Raw genomic sequence first — 17,246 nt, forward strand, 5'->3', positions numbered from 1 at the left:
CTTATGGCAGACGTAAAGTTCGATAACAGCACCTATCAATTTGATTCGCTGGAGCAGAAGTATCGCAATTTCTTTGCGCCGGCTTTTGAAATCGTCATTGATGGCAACAGCATGATTCGGCAAAGTGTCGCGATTTCGTCGGTAAAGGTGAATACGACGGTGAATCAGAAGGCGGATTCCTTTCATTTTACGGTACAGAACGCATTTGACCCGGTTCGCCGTGAGTTTCAATGGATCAACAGCTTTCTTGCTGTCGGCAAATACGTGGAAATTAAGATGGGCTACACCGATAAGCTCGAGACCGTGTTCTACGGCATCATTACGTCGGTGGATCTGGAATATCCGTCTGACGGCAATCCGACAGTCAGCGTATCGGGCATGGATATTTCTTTCCTCATGATGAAGGGCTCCCATTCGAATTCATGGAAGGAAAAGAAGGACAGCGACGTGGTCAAGGTTATCGGAGCGAAATACGGTGCGAAGCTTTCCGTCGATACAACGACGGTGATGAGGCCGATCATCGAGCAAATTCGGATGACGGACTATCAGTTTCTGAAACAGCTGGCCAAGTCGAACGATTATGATTTTTTCGTCGTCGGCAAGACGCTATATTTTCGCGAATCGAAGAATGCCAAGACTCCGGTCATCACGCTGATGTACGGTAAAAACCTGCGCAGCTACTCCACCAGCGTTGATATCTCCAATCAGGTGAGCCAAGTTATCGTCAGAGGGTTTGATCCGAAAACGTCCACGGCTATCGAAGCTACATCCGGTCAAGTCGATATTATCGGTTCGAATTCCCGCACAGGGAAGGACATTATGCGCTCGCTGGCGGATTACACCAAAGAATATGTCTACACGAATGCGACGACGATGCAGGAAGCGCAGGATCTGGCAGACGCGATGATGAATGAACGGGCCATGGATCTGGTCACAGGCTCAGGCGAAAGCATCGGGATTCCGGAAATCCGTGCCGGACGCTATATCAAACTGGATGGACTTGGCGCGAAATTCAATCAACCGATGTATCTCACTGAAGTCAGCCACTCCATCTCCGCATCCGGATATACGACAAGCTTTGAGGTAGGGGGAAATGCAATATGAGTAACGGCATGTACGGCGGCGGCTCCGGCGGTTCAGGCGGTATAGAAGGGGTTATGCTCGCAGTCGTCACGAATAATAAGGACCCTGACAAAATCGGCCGCGTGAAGCTGAAGTTTCCGCATCGCGAAATCACGCAAGAGACGGACTGGGTGCGCTGCATTACTTTTATGGGCGGCAAAGATCGAGGAAGCTTGTTTGTTCCCGAAGTGAACGACGAGGTGTTGGTTGCGTTTCATATGGGCGATTTCAATCAGCCGTATGTCATCGGTTCTTTGTGGAACAAGAGCAATCCGGCGCCGGCCGGCGATGAGAACAACAATATCCGCAAAATCAAATCCAAAGCGGGACATGAGTTTATTTTCGACGATACGTCCTCCAAAGAGAAAGTCACGCTGCAGACGAAGAAGGGCAGCAAGATCGAATTCACCGACAGCATCGAGGAAATCAAGCTGACCGACAAGAGCGGTAAGAACAATCTTACCATCGTGGGAAGCGGAACAGGGAAGCTGACGTTAACAAGTTCATCCACCAAGATCGAAATTACCGGCGGCGGTGATGTGACGATCTCGAGTTCGAAGGAAGTCACGATTAAATCGACGCAGATTAAGATTGAAGCCAGCGCGGCACTTAACCTTAAAGGCGGCGGAACCGTCGATATCAAATCGGACGGCATCGTCAACATCAAAGGCGCGATGGTCAAAATCAATTAGGCTGCGACAGGCAGAAGGGGGATGGCGGTTATGGCATCATTTCTGGGTAGAGGCTGGAAATTCCCCATAGAAGTCGACTCCACCACGGGACGAATCAAGACGGCGGAGAAAGAAGACGACATCGCGGAGGCCATTCGCATTATTCTGTGGACGAATAAAGGGGAGCGTGTCATGCGCCCTGATTTCGGCTGCGGCATTCACGAGTTCGTGTTCGAGACGACGGACGAAACGACGCTGCGATTATTGGAGACCAACATTCAAGAGGCGATCCGAATCTGGGAGCCTCGCGTGCATGAGGTCGAGGTTCACGCGGAGCAGGACGGTGCTGGGGCCGGCAAGCTGCTGCTCCATATTTCGTATGTCGTCCGGAGCACGAACAATCTGTTCAATCAGGTCTATCCTTTCTATTTGGAGGAAGGCACGAAGTAGATGACAAAGGGTGGAGCAGGAGACCATGATGAACAATACCCGAAGCGGGGCAGGCGCGCCGCAGGCAATTGATAAGCGCGATCTGGCTGCTCTTGCCCGCTGGATGAAGGAAACGGCCCCCTTTTATACCCCGGAGTGGCGTTTCTCGCCTGAAGACCCGGACCCCGGTACAGCGCTGTTCTATTTGGCGGCGAACATGCTGCAAGAGAATGCGAAACGGCTTAACCGGACGCCTGAGAAGAACTTTATCGCATTCCTAAACATGCTGGAAACGAAGCTTCAGTCGGCACGTCCTGCACGTACCCATGTCGTATTTCGCATCAATGAAGGTGCCACCGAGCCGGTATGGATTCCGCGAGGCACGCAATTAACGGCTCCGTCGCCCAGCGGCGGCGAAGAGCTGCTCTTCGAAAGTGAACGCGCGATGCTCGTAACGCCGGCCAAACTGACGGATGTCATTAGCGTTAGTCCGGCACTTGATGCGATTACGTTAGCTGCTGAATCCTATCACGAGAAGCTTGCCGAAGGAAAAGGGGATGTACCGCTCTTCCAAGCAGCTTATGGCCTTAACCTGCAGGAGCACGCCATCTACTTGCGCGAGGATGATCTCTTCTTAGCGACACATCCCGCGATCATCCGCGTAAATCTATTCCATTCCGCCAAACGATACAAGCAGCCGCAGTTAGCTGCTGCTATGGCAGATACGGAGCTGCTCGAATGGACGTATCATTCCGAAGGCGAATGGGTGCCTTTCGACGAGATTACGCGCACCGGGAACACGGTTTTCTTACATAAAACAAAAGTTCGACCGATCGATTCGGTGGAAGTCGGCGGCATCGGAGGCCGCTATATTCGGTGCAGGCTCAAAGTGGCGGAGGCAAGCGCCAATCCGCTGCTGGCTCAAGATATAGAATTGGATCAGCTATCGTTAACGTCTGCGTTCGACCCGAACCAGGGCGTTGACGGCATTCCGCCAACGATGCTTATTCACAACGATATGGAGCTGAGCAGCGACGGATTTTATCCGTTCGGTGAGCATTTTGCGCCTTATTCTACGTTTTATATCAGCAGCGAAGAAGCATTCTGCAAGAGAGAAGGCAGACTTGATGTGAGCTTCAGGATGAAAACATTGCCGAGTGCTCTGCGCACGGCACCGGATCCGGAAATCCGCTGGCGGATGATTATGCGCCGTTCAGAGCTGGAGAAGAAGGATCCGCCGAAAATTCGGATTCAGCGCGTCCTGTGGGAATATTGGAACGGCAGCGGATGGGTGCGAATTCCCGGAAGCGAACGTTATGAAACCTTGTTTAGCGAGCTGCCCGAGCATGAAGATCTACGCTGCAATGTTTCCCTGCATTGCCCTCAGGATTTAGAGCAAACCTTCGTCAATGCACAGTTTGACTATTGGATTCGTGTCCGTGTCGTGGCGATGGATAACATGTACGCGCCGGAAATGATCTATGTCACGCCCTGGTTGGACGAATTGAAGCTTCAATATCATTACGAGGACCGAACTTTCCCGGCAGCTTCCGCCATCGTGTTCAACAATGCAGCGATGAAGGAAGTGACGAGAGAGGCAAGCGGCGGCGGCAAGCCGTTTCGTCCGTTTGAGCCTATTGATTGCAGCTATCCCGCCGTTATATTTGGCTTTGATTCACCTCCGCTCAAAGGGCCGATTACGATGCAAGTTACGCTCCAGCCTTCGAAGCGGGATGCATCGAAGCGGCCATGGATCGAGTGGGAGGCACTCGTCCGCGAAGGTACCACGGTGCATTGGAAGCCTCTATCTGTCATAGATGAAACGAACGGGTTTACCGAAAGCGGCCTAGTCCAATTTGCTGGTCCGCCGGAGCTTCATGAGACGCTGCTCTATGGCAGAGAACGTTATTGGTTACGTGCGGTCAATCGTGATGGCTGTTATGACTTAGCAGACCAATCAAAACCTGCTGCCAAACGGCTGGATATGAACGCCGTGCAAGTGCTGCAGCAGCGAACCATTACCGGAGAGACGCCGGAGCGCACACGCGGCGTGTATCGACTATCCAGGTCGCCGGTCATTGCGGAGGAAGTTTGGGTCGATGAGACCGAAACGATACCGAAGCATGAGTTGGACGAGCAGTTGCTGCAAGCTCCCGCCGATATCGAGGTTTTGTATGACAGCGAAGGGCAAGTGCAGCGCGTGTGGGTCAAATGGAGCGGGGTAGAGTCTTTCCTTACTTCATCGGCGCTTGATCGTCATTATGTACTTGATGGTTCTGCAGGAACCGTTACCTTTGGTGAAGGAATAAGAGGTCGCGCCGTACCAGGCGGCGGTCCGGATAGCATTCGCGTGAATTACAAAGTAACGGCAGGAGCAGAAGGTAATGTTGGGGCCGGGGAGATTACAGGACTGCTGCAATCCATCGCGTTCATCGCTGGTGCAACGAACCCAAGCGCAGCCGGCGGCGGCTGTCATACAGAGAACCTCGATGCAGCTTTGCTGCGCGGGCCGCAGCGACTGAAGCATCAAGGCCGCGCGGTAACGGCAGAGGATTTCGAATGGCTCGCAAGAGAGGCATATCCCGGACTGGCCAAAGTAAAATGTCTGCCTAATCGAAACGTGCATCTGGAACGCAGCTTAGGCTCGATTACGCTCGTAGCCTTATCGGAGCCGGGCGATTCCGGGTATGCCTTGTTTCCCGCGTTGAAACGTCAAATTGAAGCTTATTTGATTGAACGTGCGGCAAACACGGTTTCTCATCAACCTTCGGTTCAAGTCATTGCTCCGGCATTTCTGTATGTATCGGTTACGGTTTCAGTTACAGTTGAGTCTCTTGAGGATGTGCTGCCTACGGAGTCTGCATGCCAAACAAGACTTGCGCAATTTCTGGATCCGATTCGCGGCAAGCTGGACGGACATGGCTGGGAGATTGGCGAAACCTTGCACGAATCGCTCTTCTATTCCCTGCTCAAATCCGTTCGTACGATCAAAAATATAGATAAGCTTTATATCTCCATGTTAAAGGTGGAGGACGGCACTTCGATCGAAATTGATCCGTCCAAACAATCTATGTATCCGCATGCTTTGCTCTGCAGCGGCACGCATACCGTGAAAGTGACAACGAGCTGATACGAGCGTGCCTTCAGGCACCGAACAAGAAAGGAGGTGCACGTCTTGCTGCCGGTCCCCAATTTAGACGATCGTCGATTTCAGCAAATCGTGGAAGAAGCGCGTAAAGCGATTCCGAAGTTTATGCCGGAGTGGACGGATGAGAATGCGCATGATCCCGGTATTACGATGATTGAACTGTTCGCATGGTTAAGCGAAATGCAGCAGTTCTATATCAATCGAGTGCCGGAGCGCAACCAGCTTAAGTTTCTAAAGCTGCTTGGCGCTAAGCCGCAGCTTGCCCATCGCGCGCACACGAAGGTCAGCTTCCAAGGCGCGAATCGGCCGCTTATGCTGCCGAAGGGCACGAAGCTGCAGGCCCAGGATCAACCATTCGAAACGACGGAACCGATCCGGCTGCATCCGGCCCGAATCGACCGGATTATCGTTCGAACGGATAAAGAGGCCAATGATTACACTTCCACTAACGACCATGTCGGTGTTTCCTTCTACGCATTCGGCCCTGAAGCTCGTCAAGGCAGCAGACTGTACATCGCTTTTGACCTTGAGCTGATGCCCGGGGATGAGCTGACCATGGCGATCTCGTTATTCGACGATGGGCTGGTTCCGCTTATCCCCGTAGATGACGCAAGCAAGGCAATCGTACCTTCTGCCAAGGTATCGTGGAAATTTTATGGAAATAACGGTTCACCGTCTGAACTAACAGGTGCAGAGAACGGTCAACAAGCAAGGGAGATCGGCGCTGCCGGCAGCGGACCTTCCGCGTGGATGCCGCTCGAGCTTGTCCATGATGATACCGTTCAGCTGATGTATAGCGGAATGATCACATTCCGCGTCCCTCATGGAATGAGACCGGTCATGGTCCATCCGGCTAATGACAGAGGGCGCTACTGGTTCTGCTGCACGGTTGAGCAATCGGGCTATGAGAATCCGCCGCGCATCGAACATATTGCGTTTAATACGGTGAAAGCCGTCCAACAGTATACATTCAGTGAATTGTTCCACGCCGATCTGACAGGCGGGGACAAGGATGAAATGATTGCTTCGTCCTACCTTGCCGCTAACGGCTTCATACGCGTGCAATCCATGCACGAGTCAGGCGGCTGGATCGATCTGTTGGAAGCGTCAGACTACGAGCTGCAACAGAATATTGAAACGGGTGAAGCGGTTGTCACTTTGAGAACCGGAGATGGAAGCCCAAGTCGGGCGTCACTTCCAGAGCAAAGGAAGACGGTCTTGCGGGTGATCGCCCAGACCGAGACTTTCCGTGAGCAGTGTATCATCGGACAGAGCAACGGTTTACCGGGGCAGAAGCTGGTTGTCTATGATTATCCGTTGCAGAATGATCGATTTACACTCCAGATCGGTCGTAGGCTTCAAGACGGAAGTTGGTTGTGGGAGGATTGGACCGAAGTGGATAACTTCGACAACTCGACCTCCACGGATCGGCACTTCTTGTTCGACGCAGCGGAGCATGAGATTAAATTTGGCGATAATGAGCGAGGAAGTGTGCCTCAAGCCTGCGATGAGCCCAATATTTGGGTTATTGCCTGCTTACTGGGCGGCGGAACCCGCGGTAACGTAAAGCCCCATCTGATTACAGAAATCACCTCGCTTAATGAGGCAAGCGAACAACTGCTCGGACAGCTAACCGTAACGAACTATCAGTTTGCTGTAGGCGGAACTGAAGCGGAATCGCTTGAAGCGTGTATCGAGCGTGTCCGCAGAGAACTCCATGAGCCGTTTCGCGCGGTTACGGCAGAAGATGTCGAGCATATCGTTCGACATACGCCGGGACTGCGGGTAGCAAGAGTCAAGGCGCTGCCGCTCTATATGAAAGGGTTAAAGGACTATCCTCGCAACCAAGCGCCGGGACAATTAACGGTAGCGGTTGTTCCTTACAGTCCTGCAGTTACACCGACTCCGAGCATGGGGTTTCTGGAGAGCGTGAAGCGACATCTGGATGAACGAAGATTGATTACGACTGAGGTTCATGTCATTGCACCTGAATATATCGGGATTACGGTGCATGCAATTATCGTCGTCGAGCCTCATTTTGTCGATGAAAGCAAACAGATCGTCATGGCGCTCAATCGGCTGCTGAGGCCGCTTGATGGCCGTGACGGGTCGACGGGCTGGCCATTTGGCAGAACGGTATACAAAGGAGATTTGTTCGGGCTCATGAATGAAATGAAAGGCGTCGCCTATATTCAGGAACTGTGGCTGGATGCTGAAGGGCATGGCTGGACCAAAACGTCCGGTGGCGATATCGAGCTTCCTCCATACGGATTGGTGTACTCAGCCGGTCATGAGATCGAACTAATCAGCAGAACGAACCTGTGAGAATGAAACCTTGCATTGGAGCAGAGTAGGACATAAGAAAGCATAAGGGGGGAGACGGGCTGGAGCAGGGGACGCTGTTTTTCTCACTGAATAAGGAAAGTGACTGGGCTGCGAGCAGTAAGGCCAACTTGGAATGGACAGAGGCCGGACTTCGCATTACTCAAACGCAAAAATACGGCATACGCAGCACACTGCATCTGAACGAATTAGACGGCATACGCGAAGTGCACGAGTTCGTCATCGGGCCTTACGGCAGACTATATGTCCTGGATGCAGCCAGTGACGTGTGGCTATATGATTCGGAGTACCATCATCACGAGAAGCTGTTTCCGAGCGGCCATGGACTGTTTGGCATCCGATCGTTGCTTGCAGTCATCGGCGACACGCTTCTGGTGGCGGATCCGGAGAGGCAGCAATGCTCGGCTTATGCCATCGGGAACTCCCAGACGTATTGGAGCTTAAGCGAATGTAATGGAGTCGGGCTCTATCCCATCGCGGCGGCTTCCGATGATCATTATTTCTATGTGGTAACGCCGCTGGCAGTCGAGCGGAATCCGGATGGCGACCTAATCGTTCCGGCAGGCACCGGAATTGGGATAGTGAAGATCGATCGGAACGGACATTGTGCAGGCATCGTTTCGGAGGAAAAGTGGGTTCTGCCTACAGCCGTGAAGCTGCATTACTTATATAAGCGCTTCTACGTTGCTGTCTCTAAGGAACGAAGCGTGTATGTGTTTGATAGTGAGGCGCATACGCTGCGCGGCTTCTCTTATGAAGGGGAGATGCTCTCGCGAATGTTTCTGCCATCCTTGAAATTTGCCGGACTGGCAGTCGATTCGATGAATCAGCTCTACATTGGCGACTCCAGACATATCGCTGATGAGGGGGAAGACGATCGGTTCGTATTGAACCTCGGCGAAACCGGGGAATTCATTACGAAGGTACCGGGTTCCAGAGGCAAAGCGGATAAGCTGATGTTCGACGCACGCGACCGCATGTATATTCTGAATGCCGAAGAAGGCACGGTCACGGTGCTCGAGCTTCAGCCAAGGACGATGGAGCGGATGGAAACAGGCGCTCTCGAAGGCATTTGCCTGACAACGGCATTAGACAGCACGGAAGCAGAGACGGTGTGGCACAAGATGGTGCTGGAAGCGGATATCCCGGACGAAACGCAGCTGCGTATCTCGTACTTCTGCTCCGATCAGAAGCAGATGATCATCGGCGGCAGATTCATGGCGATGGATGATTTCTTGCGGGATCCGAGCCGTGACATGCTGGAGAAATCGCGAACGCTGGAACCGTTCTGGTCGGCGCCGGTTACCAACCCGAAGGACGCGCTGTTCTTCGATGCCAAAGGCCGGTACATGTGGCTTAAGATCGAATGGATCGGCAGCGAGCGGAAAACACCTTGCCTTTCCAAGCTTCGGGTTGTGTTTCCGCGCAGTACGTATTTGAGTCATCTGCCTGCCGTTTATCAGGAAGATTCGACGGGTTTCACAGAACGATTCCTTGCCCTGTTCGGCACGATGTTCGATAGTATCGAGACGCAGGTTCAAGATATTCCGCGCCACTTGGACAGCGATCTGACGGAAGGACCGTATTTGAAGTGGCTGGGCAGCTGGCTTGGCATCGAGGTGGACGAGCATTGGAGCGATGAGCAAATTCGCCGGTTCATCCGAGAGGCGCCGCAGTTGTATCGATACAGAGGTACCCGTCGGGGAATTGAGAAGATGGTCGAGATTTACACGGGCAGCAAACCGTTTATCGTGGAATATTTTCAATATAAAATGATGCGGGAATCCTCAGAGCTTCGCGAGCTGACCGATTTATTATACGGAATGCATCCTTGCAGCTTCTCCGTACTAGTCACGACAGAGCAGGCGAATACAGAGAAGCAGAGGCTCATGCTTGAACGTATGCTCAATGAGCATAAACCGGCGTTTACGGATGCGCATCTGATTGTGCTTCAGCCGTGGATGTACCTCGACATGCATACGTATCTGGAGGTCAACACCCTGTTATCGGAGCCGTCGCTGCTGCGAATCGATCCGAACCGTTCGATGCCGAGCGACACGATCATCGTCGACGTCGACCGCGACAGACGGCTGGATCTGCATACCCGCTTAGGCTTGGATTCAGAGATGGAATAGAGCATGAACAGACGTATGATCCTGGACTAATTGATTAGGAGCTGATGGAGTGAAGAAAAGCAGGTATTACCCGTTTGAACGGAATCGTTATTTCTATGGGAAGCTGCTAACGGTTCGGGATTTCGAATCCGAGCAAAAATATGTCGGCGATAAGCGCCGTCTGCTGAATCGGCTTCTTGTTGGAAGCGGGGTCGTGTCCGGCATGCATGTCGTGGCGGTCGACGACAAATCCATTACGGTCGAGATGGGCGTGGCAATCGATTATGCCGGCCGCGAGATCGTAATTCCATCTCCGACGACGCTGAAGCTGTCGATGATCGAGGGTTTCACGAACAACGAGTATAAGAAGAACGTTTATCTCTACGCGGCTTATGATGAGAAAGGCAAAGAGCCGGTCCATGCGATTGCGAATTCCGCGGTTCGTTCCGAGGATGTCAGCGAATATAATCGCGTTCTGGAGAGCTACCGTTTATTTATCAAGGAGGAGGCGCCGGATCCGGCCTCCTTCGAGCATGTTCGTCTATCTGAGGTCATTGCGCCGATCTATCAGGATGGACAAGTTCGCATCTATCAGCGTATGCCGAAGTATGCAGGGCAGGAAGCGGTAGTCGATGTCACGCTTGTTGTAGAGAAAACGCTGCAAACACCGCGCATTTCGCTAGAGTATCAAGTGGAAGCGGACGGTCTGACACCGGTAGGGCTGACGGATGGTTTGGTTTCGTTCTCAGAGCCCGGTGACGGACAAGAAACCGAATATACCTATACGTATTCCGTGAAAGCGGCCAATTGGACGAATGGGCGGAAAGCATCGCTGCGCATCGACAGTCAGAGTTTCGTCCTAAATATCGGCGACCTGCGCGTTCCGATCGATAGTAATCCGACACATGAAGTGGAGATCATTAGCGAGTCGGCGGTTGAACGCATCATGCGGGATTATTTTGATCGGACGCTGGATCAAGCCGTCGATGGCGTTGCTGAGCAAAGCATCTGTCTCGCGAAGATTAGCTTGCTTCAGATGGGACCGACTTATATGATCGAAGGCGTTGAGCGTGTGCCTTTCGGCGAATATGTGTACAATCCATCGCTGTTGCAGCGAGTAGGCGCTTTCGGAACAAATGAACAGCTGTCTAAGTTCTTCACATCATCGGAAGCTTTTACCGTGCCGTTCGGCGAAGAACCTCGACTGGATGTGGATTACAATCCGGAGCGAAGCGAATTCTCCTTCAAGCTCGGCGTTCCGCAGCCGCAGCATTTGCAAGACGAGATGGCTACCGGTACGGTAACGGTAGAGTTGGAGCCGAATGCCAAGAGCGGTCTTTATTTCTTCTCTCGCGGGCAGAAGAATTATGTGACAGGCGAAATTGAGAGCGGGCTTGGCGAAGGTCAACTTTACGTAATGGTCGGTCTCGAAGATAAAGATGTGAATATTACATCCGATCTGCTGCAAGCAAGCGATCAGGTGTATTATGGATCTTCGGATGTGTTCAAAGGAAGCGAATTCGAGTCCCAGCTGCCTAACGTTACGTTCGGCACGGTGGTTTATCCAAGCAAAGGGACGTTCCGCATCGGGATGAAACTCGGACAAGCGACAGAAGCGTCGGCGATCAAGCTGCGCTGGTGGGCGTTCAAGAAACTGCCGGGAACGGAAACGGCTGTGGTGGTCGAATCGGCAGCAACGACTGCTGCGAAGGTGATCCAAGCGGGGATGAAGGAAGCAGCGGCATCAACGGATAAATAGATATGGAATGCAAAGTGAAGAGCTGTCTCAAAAGTGTAGTAGTGACTTTTGAGACAGCTTTTGTTTGGCATGGGACAGTGTGCTCCAAATGCTGCACAATCTGCAACATATTCACCTACTCAACAGCAATACACTACTAATGTTGCCGAAAAGGCAACATTCTCTTAGAATACGAGCCCCCAAATGCCATACAGAGCCTAAATGTTGCATATTACGCAGCATATCTAATTTCTCAACCGTAAATAATTGCTTTTGTTGCATTTCATGCAGCATTTAAGCCTTTCAAATAATGACAATAAAAAAAACGGTGCAGAGGTTGAACTCTGCACCGCCTTTTTGCCATGGAGCTATTACTCGGTTTGCAGCATCGATTTCGTCACGCTGAGTCGGACCGGTACTTTCTCCGCTTTATAATAAGTAAAGGTGAGATAGAAGTCGCCAAGCTTATAAACCATGATGGATTTGTCGGCATCGATGATTTCTTTCTTGCCTTCTATCTTCAACGCTTGGACTTGTTTCAGGAGTTCGGCAATAATGAATTTGTTCCAGAGGTTAACCTCGGCTACGTAGGCCTCTTCGGGATTCGCTTCGTCCGGCTCCAGCATAAAAGACAGCTGATAAGCGGCATAGGTCATTAACGATGGACCGGCTGGTAATGTCGCCGCAGCATCGCCGGCAGGAAGCTCTTCAGAGGCGGTAGGCTGCTCAGTAGTAGAAGTCTCTAAAGTGGAAGCCTCGTTAGGAGTCGCAGCTTGTTCCGTTGTTGTCGACTTCTCGGCAGATGCCGTCTTCACCGGCTTTGATTTATCGCCCTCTGCAGCTTTATCATCACTTACAGGAGGGGGGCTGGTTGCTTCATTACTAGCGCTTGCTTTCCCACCGGCATCTCCGCCTGTTTCTCCATCAGCTTCAGCTCCCGTGCCTGATCCAGCTCCAGTATCAGTACCATTACCTGCTGTGCTTCCATTTGCTTGATCTTGAACCGCATCGGCACCGCCCTCTGCAGGGGCCAAATCTTCAACAGGAGGATCAACCGCTGCACCTACTTCTTCAGTGCCTTCCGTGGCTGATGCTTCAGCCGGGGCATCCGCTTCGCCGAGCACATCTTGCAGCTTCTTGCGTGTGAGGCTGATGAAGCCGGCTAGGTTGATCTTGCCGCCTTGGAAAAATCCTTTGTACACGGTATTGCCATCCGCGTCGTTGAGCGCGCCGACGCCGTCATAACGACCGTTCTTATATTTGCCGGCATAAAGCACGGTTCCCGTAGCAATATCGAAGGATTGTCCGTCTCCGTGCTTCACGCCGCTGCTGAAGCCGCCGGTGTAAGCAATGGTTCCTTTCTCAGTGAAGAAGGAGCCGAGACCATTGTATAAACCAAGCTGGAAGGCGCCTTTGTATTTCACGACCCCATTGGGATAATATTCGGTGCCTTCACCGGAGAGCGCTCCGTTCTTGAATTCGCCTTCGACCTGCACCGTCTGGTCCGGCCTCATCAGCTTCCCGGCGCCTTCGTACGCATTGTTAGCCCAGTTGCCGTCATAGACGACAGCACCGTCGGTATCGTATGACTTGCCAACGCCGCCGTAAGCGCCTTGCAGGAAACCACCTGCATACAGCATCCCGCCAAGCTCGTTGTAGAGCGTGCCATTGCCTTCGAATTTACCTCCGACAAAGTCACCTTCATAATGCGTCTTCCCATCGCTGAAGAACAAGGTTCCGGGACCGCCGTATTGATCAAGAGTGAACGTTCCGCGGTAGAGCAGCTTGCCGTCTTGATCGAACAGCTCGCCCATGCCGTTCTTGAGCCCTTTGGCAAAGTCGCCTTGGTATAACAGTTTGCCATCCTTGCTATACAACTTGCCGGTACCTTCGAATAATCCGGCAGCAATTCCGCCCTGGTAGAGCAGCGAACCATCCGCATTAACGATCTTGGCTGTGCCCGTGAAGGAGGCTAAGCTTGCTGCGGTTGCTTCAATCTTAGGGGTGCGCGCAAGCAGCTTATTCAGTATCTTCGGCGGCTTGATAAAGCCGAAATAGAAGATGACCAGTCCGACTAGCACAATGATGACTACAAGCTTCTTCGCAATGAAGAAGCGGCCGAACGGAATATAGTTTTTGACCGATTGTTCCGCCGGATTAAGAATCGATTTGACCCATTTGCCAAGGAACACGAGCAGAAACTTGGGCAGCTGCTTCGCATACTTCATGGGGATCATGAAGAGTTTCTTGAATGGTTTAATAAACGGTTTGAGGAATTGCTCCAGCATCTTCATCAGGGCACCTGGATCGTGAACTGGCCGGGCACAGTAATTTGAATCATGCCGCCCCAGTTGCACAGACATTTGGAAGAATTGTTTAAAGCCGGCATATTAGCGACTAAGACAGTCGGAGAACCGGGCGCCCAAGGGGCCGCCGTAACCGGGATGCAAGGCATTGGCGTCAATGCGCCGAGCGCCGCAGCAGTAGCTGCCGCAACCTGGGGATTCGCGAGCGAGCTGCACATACCGAAGGGCATAATATTGACCATTGGCTTATTGTCCATAATGTTGGCAATCGGCATCGCAGTCATGACCCGATTCGCGGGCAAGACGTTGAGCGCACTCGGTGCTACACCAAATGAGCACTGCAGCATTGCGCCTTGACAAACAAGCTGACCCATAATCGTTCCCCTTTGTCTGATAGACTTTCAATGATGTCTTCCGAACTATATTCTCTTTAGTTAATAGTACTATAAAGCATTTCCCGGCTTCAATAAGAGATGTCGGTTTTTGGCGAAATTATGCAGTTTTTTGATGTCTCTTGGCGCACTTTGTAGTAGTATGGTAGTAAATCGCTATTTTTCTCTCTGAAAGGGAGCGTCCTGCAGATGAATCAGCAAAAGCCTATTAAATCCTCGAACAGAAGCAGCTATCCCCGTCTATGGTTGACTATACTTTTATGCGGTTTACTAGGACTGTCGGTATACTTGTTTCTGCATCGAAACGAGCTCACCCGGAATCCGACGAAGGATGCGACCGCACTTTCGAATTTGTCGGCTATTGCACCCGGAAACAATGGCGATGTCTACGTAATTAGCGATGCGAAGCAGCAAATTCAAGCCATTGACAGCGATGGCAAACTTAAGTACAGGATCAAACAATCGAGTAATAATCGCGGCAATTTCAGCGAGCTGGCCGTGGACGAGCAGGGCCGGGTTTATACCATCAATACGGTACTCGATCAATACGGCTTGTATGTAGAGTCTGAGGAAATTGTACGCTATACCGAAGAGGGCAAGTTCGATAAACAGCTCTTCATGTGGAAAGGCGACCAGACGAGCAAACGAATCGGCCAGCTAAGAGCGCTCCAAATCAAAGATAATTTATTAACCTTCTACATAAGCAAAGCAAATGAAGTTCAGCAAAAGCAGCTTTCTCTGGACAACGGGAAGTGGACACAGCCCTTCGCATTTAAGCTCCCGCCGAACCGATACCTCTCTGAGGTGTATGGAACAGAGCCGGGCTCCATTTACTTCACAACGAAGCGAGGCGCGATTTACGAAGTGGCCGCTGACGGGACGAGCAAGTCGCTCTATCCGGTTGCAGGCATGGAGAAAACGCGCAAAAACTTCCCGGAGCGTCTGAAGCTGGACGGCAACGGAAATATCATGTTCATCGATCGATCCATAAACGCATTAACGAAACTCTCGCCTAATACAGCGAACCCGATTACTTTGCTGCTGGAAGAACCTGCACTGTCAGCGGCTGTCCCGGAAGCGGAAAGCTTGGAACTTGCGGACTATTCCCTGCATGCGGATGGGAGCATTGAGCTGCTGCTGGCTGACCGATTGATGAAACAGAGCAGCAACGGGGCAGTAACGCCGTCTTTTGCACAGCTGCATTTCAGCAATCAAGAACGAACGCAGCAATGGCTTGTCTGGAGTGCTGCCGCAGCTGGTTTGCTGGTACTGACTGCATCGGCGCGTCTTGTGTACATCCATATCATGCGCCGGCGCATTTCGTTTTTCCTCAAGCAAATGGTCGTGTTTGTCCCTTTGGTTACGGTATCAATGGTGCTGCTTTCTAATTCCATCTACGACGGTTTCTCCGGCAAAATGGAAGAGGAAATGAAGCGAGAACTGTCTGTGCTCGCGCAGAGCGGCAAATACATCATCGATGGCGATCGGCTGGAGAAGCTCACATCACCGAATGATTTCATGAGCGCCGACTATCAAGAGATCAAAAAGCGGATGAACGTCCTGTTCCAGCATGATAACAGCATTGACCGCAGAGGCTTGTACAGCACGGTATACAAATACGAGAACGGCAAGCTCTATATCATTGCAGATGATGACGATGGCGTAAACATGTTTAAACCTTTCCCGTTATCGGAGGACAACCTTCCGGTCGTTGAGCAGGGGCAGGTCATGAGCGGCAGCTGGGTAGATGCGAATGGGCAATGGACCTATGCGATTGCTCCGGTGTACAACTCGAAAGGCGATATTGTCGGCATTTACGAGACAGGCCGCGATTTGAACGTCTTACGTGCGGAGAATGCGACGATTAATCAAACGATATTTAAGAATATTACGATCATTACGGTACTCATCCTATTAGTGTTTATGTTATCGTCCTACTTCCTGCTCGCGTCCTTGCGGAAGCTGCGCAAGAGCGTTACCGATATTACGAATGGCAATTGGGACGCAGAAGTCCATATTCGCTCGCGCGATGAAGTAGCAGACCTCGGCGAGCAGTTTAATCTCATGGTGCGCCACATTCGGCAGTATATCAGCGATATCACGGCTTTCAGCGAGGCATCGTTCCGATTCGTGCCTCAGCAAGTATTTAAATATTTGGGCAAACGAGGCATTCTCGATGTGCATCTCGGCGATCAGGTGCAGCAGAACATGGTTGTCATGGTGACGAAGCTGAGACAGTTCTATGAGATGTCCAAGGGATTGACGCCCAAAGAGAATTTCAATTTCATGAACTCGTTTCTGAGTCGCTTCGGACCCCTTGTACGTAAGGAGAACGGTCTCATTAGCAATTACCTGGGCGCAGGGTTCATGACCTTGTTCCCGAGTCGAACCGAAGATGCGATTAAAGCGGCAATCGCCATTCGGAAAGAATTGCTCGTCTATAACGGCCACAGAGCCAAAGTGAATTATATTCCGGTCGAAATCGGCATCGCGATTCATAAAGGGCCGCTTATGCTCGGTATTATCGGCGAAGAGACGAAGATGGAGAGCAATGTCATATCGGACGATGTGACGTTGACCTCGCGTTTGGAGGAGCTTTCGGAGACGCTGGGGGTTTCCATTCTTGTGACGCGATCCGCGCTGGAGTCGATGGAAGCGCCGGAACGGTTCCAATTCCGCTGGCTTGGCCGTGTACATATCGAAGGCAATCCGGATCCAATCGAGCTTTACGATGTCTATGAAGGCGATACGGAGGCGCTTCGCTCCGGTAAGGACAAGACGAAGAAGCTGTTCGAGCGGGGCATTCAGCTGTATCAGGAAGGCCGGTTCTTCGACGCGCGAGAGACCTTCGTTGAGGTGATCAAGTGGAACCGTCTCGACAAAACAGCCAAGCTGTACTTCTATCTATGCGATGAATATTTTCAAAGGGGCACTGCAGTCGATTGGAATGGCACACTGGCCGTTTCATAAGGCGAAGGGAGGA

The 17,246-nt window shown here is 51.8% G+C and carries 10 protein-coding genes; 8 read left to right on the forward strand and 2 right to left on the reverse strand.

Annotated features, from left to right (window positions below):
• Positions 1 to 3 precede the first annotated feature (3 nt).
• The 7 genes from BM412_RS05770 to BM412_RS05800 all read left to right on the forward strand — a co-directional run bounded on the left by BM412_RS05770 (position 4) and on the right by BM412_RS05800 (position 11,586).
• A complete protein-coding gene (locus BM412_RS05770) occupies positions 4 to 1,104 on the forward strand; it encodes a phage late control D family protein (RefSeq protein WP_091215092.1) in 1,101 nt (366 codons plus the stop codon).
• Complete coding sequence (locus tag BM412_RS05775) at positions 1,101 to 1,814, forward strand: phage baseplate assembly protein V (protein ID WP_091215094.1); 714 nt, start codon at positions 1,101 to 1,103, stop codon at positions 1,812 to 1,814. Before BM412_RS05770 ends, BM412_RS05775 begins: the two co-directional genes overlap by 4 nt.
• Positions 1,815 to 1,844: 30 nt before the next feature.
• Positions 1,845 to 2,243: a GPW/gp25 family protein gene (locus BM412_RS05780; protein ID WP_091215096.1), complete on the forward strand. Its 399-nt coding sequence runs from the start codon at positions 1,845 to 1,847 to the stop codon at positions 2,241 to 2,243.
• Positions 2,244 to 2,268: 25 nt separating this feature from the next.
• The gene (locus BM412_RS05785; protein WP_091215098.1) at positions 2,269 to 5,352 is read left to right on the forward strand and encodes a baseplate J/gp47 family protein; all 3,084 of its coding nucleotides are present in this window, start codon (positions 2,269 to 2,271) and stop codon (positions 5,350 to 5,352) included.
• 45 nt (positions 5,353 to 5,397) lie between these two features.
• Positions 5,398 to 7,695 carry a putative baseplate assembly protein gene (locus BM412_RS05790; RefSeq protein WP_091215100.1) on the forward strand — a complete coding sequence of 766 codons (2,298 nt, stop codon included), beginning with the start codon at positions 5,398 to 5,400 and terminating at the stop codon, positions 7,693 to 7,695.
• A 128-nt stretch (positions 7,696 to 7,823) separates the two neighbouring features.
• Positions 7,824 to 9,848, forward strand: coding sequence for a phage tail protein (locus tag BM412_RS05795; protein ID WP_091215102.1), 2,025 nt, complete (start codon positions 7,824 to 7,826; stop codon positions 9,846 to 9,848).
• A 49-nt stretch (positions 9,849 to 9,897) separates the two neighbouring features.
• Positions 9,898 to 11,586: a hypothetical protein gene (locus BM412_RS05800; RefSeq protein WP_091215104.1), complete on the forward strand. Its 1,689-nt coding sequence runs from the start codon at positions 9,898 to 9,900 to the stop codon at positions 11,584 to 11,586.
• Positions 11,587 to 11,936: 350 nt separating this feature from the next.
• On the opposite strand, the gene BM412_RS05805 is transcribed toward BM412_RS05800, so the two are convergent.
• Together BM412_RS05805 and BM412_RS05810 are read right to left on the reverse strand one after the other, a co-directional pair.
• On the reverse strand, positions 11,937 to 13,853 hold the full coding sequence (locus tag BM412_RS05805) for a hypothetical protein (protein ID WP_177245675.1): 1,917 nt from the start codon (positions 13,851 to 13,853) through the stop codon (positions 11,937 to 11,939).
• Between the two features lie 5 nt (positions 13,854 to 13,858).
• Positions 13,859 to 14,245 carry a DUF4280 domain-containing protein gene (locus tag BM412_RS05810; RefSeq protein WP_091215108.1) on the reverse strand — a complete coding sequence of 129 codons (387 nt, stop codon included), beginning with the start codon at positions 14,243 to 14,245 and terminating at the stop codon, positions 13,859 to 13,861.
• Between the two features lie 207 nt (positions 14,246 to 14,452).
• On the opposite strand from BM412_RS05810, the gene BM412_RS05815 reads away from it, so the two are divergent.
• Complete coding sequence (locus tag BM412_RS05815) at positions 14,453 to 17,233, forward strand: adenylate/guanylate cyclase domain-containing protein (protein WP_091215110.1); 2,781 nt, start codon at positions 14,453 to 14,455, stop codon at positions 17,231 to 17,233.
• The last annotated feature ends 13 nt before the right edge of the window (positions 17,234 to 17,246 follow it).

This window comes from Paenibacillus sp. BC26 (assembly GCF_900116125.1).
GTDB classification, from domain to species: Bacteria; Bacillota; Bacilli; order Paenibacillales; family Paenibacillaceae; genus Paenibacillus_Z; species Paenibacillus_Z lignilyticus.